General features: G+C 54.6%; 4 protein-coding genes and 1 pseudogene. 4 read left to right on the top strand and 1 reads right to left on the bottom strand.

Annotated features, from left to right (window positions below):
* Positions 1 to 676: 676 nt before the first annotated feature.
* From AACY31_RS28480 to AACY31_RS28465, 4 genes and pseudogenes are all read left to right on the top strand, one after another.
* Positions 677 to 904, top strand: a complete 228-nt coding sequence (locus AACY31_RS28480; RefSeq protein WP_339505606.1) for an antibiotic biosynthesis monooxygenase family protein — start codon at positions 677 to 679, stop codon at positions 902 to 904.
* Positions 905 to 1,010: 106 nt separating this feature from the next.
* On the top strand, positions 1,011 to 1,712 hold the full coding sequence (locus tag AACY31_RS28475; RefSeq protein WP_339493171.1) for a helix-turn-helix transcriptional regulator: 702 nt from the start codon (positions 1,011 to 1,013) through the stop codon (positions 1,710 to 1,712).
* Positions 1,713 to 1,797: 85 nt separating this feature from the next.
* Complete coding sequence (locus AACY31_RS28470) at positions 1,798 to 2,169, top strand: VOC family protein (RefSeq protein WP_339493172.1); 372 nt, start codon at positions 1,798 to 1,800, stop codon at positions 2,167 to 2,169.
* A gap of 131 nt (positions 2,170 to 2,300) precedes the next feature.
* Positions 2,301 to 2,399, top strand: a pseudogene (locus AACY31_RS28465) (Rieske 2Fe-2S domain-containing protein); the annotation flags it as partial.
* Positions 2,400 to 2,502: 103 nt separating this feature from the next.
* Here AACY31_RS28465 and AACY31_RS28460 read toward each other — a convergent pair.
* Positions 2,503 to 2,582 (bottom strand): IS3 family transposase (locus AACY31_RS28460; protein ID WP_339505608.1); only part of this gene is annotated, 80 nt, incomplete at its 5' end.

The raw sequence follows: 2,582 nt of genomic DNA, 5'->3' as shown, positions 1-2,582 counted from the left end.
CGCCTTGCTGCGCCCGGAAGGGCTGAAAAATGAAGAAAATGGATCAAATTTCGACGCGGGTCGTTTTTTGAAAAGTACTGACGGCTCGATAGCCGGAGAATATCCGGCTATTTCAGACCATCCTTAGAAGCTTTACCAACTCCTTTGAGCAAGCTCTCACTTGTGAGAACGTTAAGCAGTGACGCAGGGTTTAGATGACTTGGCCGGACGGTTACAAAAATAGTGCTCTACGAGTTCGTTTTTCAACCGCGCTGAAAAAATCCTCACGCAAGCCGCAAGCCAACGCCTGCGCTTGCTCCGCAACTCTGGTTTTCGCTTCATTAGCTTCGGCCTTGCACACAGCTTTCCAGTCCCTTTCGGACAGGGTCGCTATATGGAAGGGCCGTTGCGGCCGCCAGGGCGCCCGAACACCAGTCGGCAAAGTAGCTCCGCATTTGGCGCGGCCATCTTCGGCGCATTACTGACAACCATCCAGCCGCTCGACACAGCCATTGACGTTGCGACAGGTATCGAGATCGGTTTATCGACCCTCGCGATGGTGATTTCAGCACCAGACCTGAAACCATCGACAGCAGCCCCAATGGTTGGTAGCGCTGTAGAGTAAGTTGAACCGCGGGCCAAATCATGCTTACCTCCCACGGCCATCGTATCAGTGACCTAAAGCGCAGCATGGAGCATGCTTATGTCCAGTGAAGTAAGGCTTGTGATCGTGATTGCCACAAAGGCCGGCCGAGCCCAATGGAAGATTGATTCATCTGAGCGCCTTGCCCCCCTCGTCAGAAATGAAGAAATGTATCTGCAATATGACCTACACAGGGGCGCTAGCAATGAGGATCAGTTTGTCCTGATTGAGCGCTGGCATCTCCAGCAGCGCTGCCGGCTCCTAGTGCTACTACTCATATGATCGCGGCTGACACGTTGAGTCCCACTTTCAAGACTAGCCCAGCGACCGTTTGCACCTGGGGTCGACGATTCCAGACTAGTTCCCCTATGATATCGAGCTCATCCAGATGTCTCGCTCCCAACGCCTCCTGGCTTTGATTCAAATCCTGCGTCGCCACCGTTTTCCTGTCGCGGGAGCCGTACTCGCGCAGGAATTGGGCATCACGCTGCGCACCCTGTACAGGGACATCAGCACGCTGAAGGAACAAGGCGCGCATATTGAAGGCGTCGCCGGGCTGGGTTTTGTGTTGCAACCCGGGTTCATGCTTCCGCCACTGATGTTTACAGAGGATGAGCTGGAGGCATTGGTGCTCGGCTCGCGTTGGGTGATCGCACGCGCCGACGGACGATTGGGGGGGGCGGCACGTGACGCGCTCGATAAAATTCATGCGGTCCTGCCATCCGGCTTGAAGGATGAACTCGACGCTTCTGCTTTGTTCATCGGCCCTGGCGCCCCTTCTCTGGCAACAGACACACAGGCACTGATTCGACAGGCGATCAGGGCAGAGCGCAAAGCGACAATGGTCTACAAAGACCTGAGGGGCGTGGAGTCCTGCCGGACAATCTGGCCATTCGCCCTGGGGTATTTTGATGACGCTCACGTCCTGGTCGGGTGGTGCGAGTTACGTGAAGGTTTTCGTCATTTTCGTTGTGACCGGATTACCACCTTCGATGTCGCGCAGGAAAGGTATCCCCGTCGGCGCCAGGTCTTGCTAAAGGCGTGGCGCCTTGAGGAAGGGATTAAGCCTCCGATAGAAAATCGCTGCTGACAGAAATGGGTAGTGCCATGCGTAGGATAAGGGGCGCAAGCAGATTGCTGCTGCGCGACTTCAATCCATGTTCAAGAGCACGCCAATGATCAAGCCTAATTTTTTCATTTTGTATGTAGATAGCCCAGAGACCAGTGCAAGGTTCTACGCGGATTTGCTTGGGGATTCGCCGGTGGAGGCTTCGCCCACCTTTGCGATGTTCGCCCTAGATTCGGGGTTCATGTTGGGACTCTGGTCCAGGCACACCGTGGAGCCTGGAGTGAAAGAGGTTGGCACGGCAGGAGAGGTAGCATTCTGTGTCACGGAAAAAAACGTTGTAGATTTGACCTATGAAGCATGGATTGCCAAGGGGTTAAAAGTTATCCAAAGCCCTATGGATATGGAGTTTGGATACACCTTTGTCGCCCTTGATCCGGATGGTCATCGATTGCGGGTATTCGTGCCGTCGGATAACTGATTAGCGTTTGTGGAGCACCTGTGTGCCGGAACCAGGGGGAACCCGTAGGCGCTCATTTCGTCACAGTCGAGAGCGGATACTAAGTCATACCTGCTTTCGTTCGAGACACCTGTGCGTGGTATTACCGACGGTTGTGCAGCCACGAACGCATTCACCATTCCGGTGGACTGGTGATGAACTACCTCATCGAATGCCCGAAACACAACGCTCGCTTTGATTGGCACAGTGGCCTTGGCAGGAGGTAAGGGGCCGGGGAACACACCTTCCTCGCCCTGCCAATAAGGGTGATTGTGTCCGCGTATTTTGATCTGACCCCGAAATGTTGGACGCCTTCTATGCCCGCCGTGCTTGAGTCCTGTATTCCACAGGGCTCAGGCCACTTAGCTTCAGCCTGATTCGCGAATGATTGTAGT

Origin of the sequence: Pseudomonas sp. RL_105y_Pfl2_101 (genome assembly GCF_963970585.1) — a bacterium.
Classification (GTDB): Bacteria; Pseudomonadota; Gammaproteobacteria; order Pseudomonadales; family Pseudomonadaceae; genus Aquipseudomonas.
The sequence above is the reverse complement of the archived record's forward strand: the minus strand, read 5'-3'. Positions and strand labels throughout refer to the sequence as shown.

Excerpts from the sequence above, each read along its gene's own strand:
- AACY31_RS28470 (WP_339493172.1), top strand. The coding sequence starts at position 1,798 with ATGATCAAGCCTAATTTTTTCATTTTGTATGTAGATAGCCCAGAGACC.
- AACY31_RS28475 (WP_339493171.1), top strand. The coding sequence starts at position 1,011 with ATGTCTCGCTCCCAACGCCTCCTGGCTTTGATTCAAATCCTGCGTCGC.
- AACY31_RS28480 (WP_339505606.1), top strand. The coding sequence starts at position 677 with ATGCTTATGTCCAGTGAAGTAAGGCTTGTGATCGTGATTGCCACAAAG.